Annotated in this window: 1 protein-coding gene; it reads right to left on the reverse strand. The window is 76.9% G+C overall.

The window, feature by feature from the left end:
- Positions 1-2,901, reverse strand: a 2,901-nt coding sequence (locus ACZ56B_RS32700) for a type I polyketide synthase (protein WP_468798687.1), incomplete at both ends; no start/stop codon positions are given.

Genomic DNA, 2,901 nt, shown 5'->3' on the forward strand with positions numbered 1-2,901 from the left:
CCGGCGCGTTCCAGGGCCTCCCAGGCGGTCTCCAGCAGCAGCCGCTGCTGCGGGTCCATCGCCAGGGCCTCGCGCGGGCTGATCCCGAACAGTTCGGCGTCGAAGTCGGCGGCGTCGTGCAGGAATCCGCCCTCGCGGACGTAGGCCGTGCCGGGCCGGTCGGGGTCGGGGTCGTACAGCCCGTCGAGGTCCCACCCCCGGTCGGTGGGAAAGCCGCTGATGCCGTCGGCGCCGTCGGCGACCAGTCGCCACAGGTCCTCGGGGCTGGTGATGCCGCCCGGGTAGCGGCAGCCCATGCCGACGACGGCGACGGGCTCGTCGGCGTCGGCCCGCCGAGCGTCGGGACCGGGGCTCCCGGCGGTGGTGTCGCCGATGAGTTCCCGGCGCAGGTGGGCGACGAGGGCGGCCGGGCTGGGGTGGTCGAAGACGAGGGTCGCGGACAGGCGCAGGCCGGTCGCGGTGCCCAGGTGGTTGCGCAGGTCGACGGCGGTGAGCGAGTCGAAGCCGAGGTCCTTGAAGGCGCGTTCGGGGTCGATGACGGCCGGGGAGGCGTGGCCGAGGACGGCGGCGACCTGGGACTGCACGAGGTCGAGCAGAAGCCGGTCCTGCTCGGCGGCGGGCAGCGCCCGGAGCCGTCGGGCGAGGGCGGGTTCGTCCCCGCGGGCGGTGGTGCCGGTGGCGAACCGCTTGCGGCGGGCGGTGGGGACGAGGCCGTGCAGCACGGCGGGCAGGCTGTCGCCGCGGGCCACGAGGGCGCCGGTGTCGAGGGCGGCGGGCACCACGGTCGGCTCACCGGTGCGCAACGCCGTGTCCAGGAGGGCGAGGGCGTCGTCGGTGGCGAGGGCGGGATACCCGAGGCGGCGCATACGGGCCACGTCCGCCTCGGTCAGACGGCCGCCCATGCCGTCGGCGTGCTCCCACATGCCCCACGCCAGGGAGACGGCGGGCAGGCCGCGCGCGTGGCGGCGGGCGGCGAGGGCGTCGAGTGCGGCGTTCGCGGCGGCGTAGGCGGCCTGCCCGGAGGAGCCGACGACCCCGGCGATCGCGGAGAACAGCACGAACGGGCCCGGTGCCCGCTCGGCGGTCAACTCGTCCAGGTGCAGGGCCGATTCGGTCTTGGCGGCCAGGACACGGGTGAGGCGTTCCGGCGTGAGGTCGGTGAGTACGCCGTCGTCGAGGACGCCCGCGGTGTGCACGACCGCGCCGAGCCGTACGCCGGTCAGCGCCGCCTCCAGGGCGGCACGGTCGGAGACGTCGCACGCGGTGACGGTCACGCGGGCGCCGTGCGCGGTGAGGTCGCGCACCAGCCCGTCGGCGCCGGGGGCCTCGGGGCCGCGCCGCGAGAGCAGCAGCAGGTCGCGCACGCCGTGCGCGGTGACCAGGTGGCGGGCCACGAGGGCACCGAGTCCGCCGGTGCCTCCGGTGATCAGAACGGTGCCGGTGGTCGGCCACAGGGGGTCGTCGGTGCCGGGGGCGTGCGCAGCGGCGTCGGTGCCGGCGGCCGACCGTACGGCCTCGGCCGTGCCGGACGCCGCCGTGGCGCGGGTGAGGCGGGGCAGCAGCACCCGGCCGTCGCGTACGGCGAGCTGGGTCTCGCCGGTGTCACCGCCGAGGTGGGCCAGGCGTTCCGTCAGGGCCTGCCACGAAGAGGGCTCACCGTCGATGTCGGCCAGGGCGAACCGGTCGGGGTGCTCACTGATCGCCGTGCGGACCAGGCCCCACACGGCGGCGCCCGCCGGATCGGTGAACGCACCGGTGGTGACGACCACGAGCCGGCTCTCGGCGAGCGTCGGCTCGGCGAGCCAGTCCTGGAGGGCCGCGAGGACACCGCACGCGGCCCCGGCCGGCGGCTCACCCGCGGGGACGGGGAGGAGGACGGCCGCGGGACGGCTGTCCGCGGCGGTGAGCGCGGCGAGGTCGGGGTACGCGGTCACGCCGGACGGCAGGACGTCGGCGGCACCCAGGGCGGCGAGGTCCGTGGACGACGGAGACGGCGGGAACGCCGACCCGGACGACGACGGCGCGACCGGGGCCGAGGCGGGGGCGGGGGCCGGGGCCGGGGCCCACTCCAGCCGGTGCAGGTTCCGGGCCGCCGTGACGGCACTGCCGGCGGCGGTCACGTCACCGGCCGACACCGGACGGAACACCAACTCGGCGACCTCCGCGACCGGTTCACCGGCCGCATCGGCAATGCGCAGCGTGACCTCGCCGGGGGCGCGGACGGTCATCCGGGCGCGAACGGCCGACGCGCCCACGGCGGTCAGGGTCACCCCGGACCACAGGAACGGCAGAAGTGCCTTGCGGCGGCCCTCCCCCGCGTCCGTGTCGGACTCGGTGTCGTCGATGCCGAGGGCGTGCAGGACGGCGTCGAGCAGGGCCGGGTGCAGGGCGAAGCCGGACGCCTCCTCGGCGGTCCGCTCGGGCAGTTCGGCCTCGACGTACAGGTCGGCGCCGTCCCGCCGGAGCGTGCGCAACCCTTGGAACGCGGGCCCGTAGACCATGCCGGTCTCGGCGAGCCTCGGGTACAGCCCGCCCACGGCGACGGGTTCGGCGCCGGCCGGCGGCCATGCGCGCAGGTCCCAGTCCGGCGAGGCCGGCCGGGCGGTGCCGAGGGAGCCGGTGGCGTGCAGGGTCCACGGCGCGTCCTCGGACGCGTCGTCCGGACGGGCGTGGATGCTGACGGCGCGGACGCCGTCGCCGTCGGCCGGTTCGACCGACGTCTGCACCTGCACCGCTCCGCCGGACGGCAGGACGAGGGGCGCGCGAAGGGTGAGTTCCGTGACGGCGTGCAGCCCGACGTGGTCGGCGGCCTGGACGGCGAGTTCGACGAGCGCGGTGCCGGGGACCACGACCGTGCCGTCCACCGTGTGGTCGGCGAGCCAGGGGTGCGTCCGGACGGAC

The organism is Streptomyces sp. NPDC034670 (genome assembly GCF_055574875.1).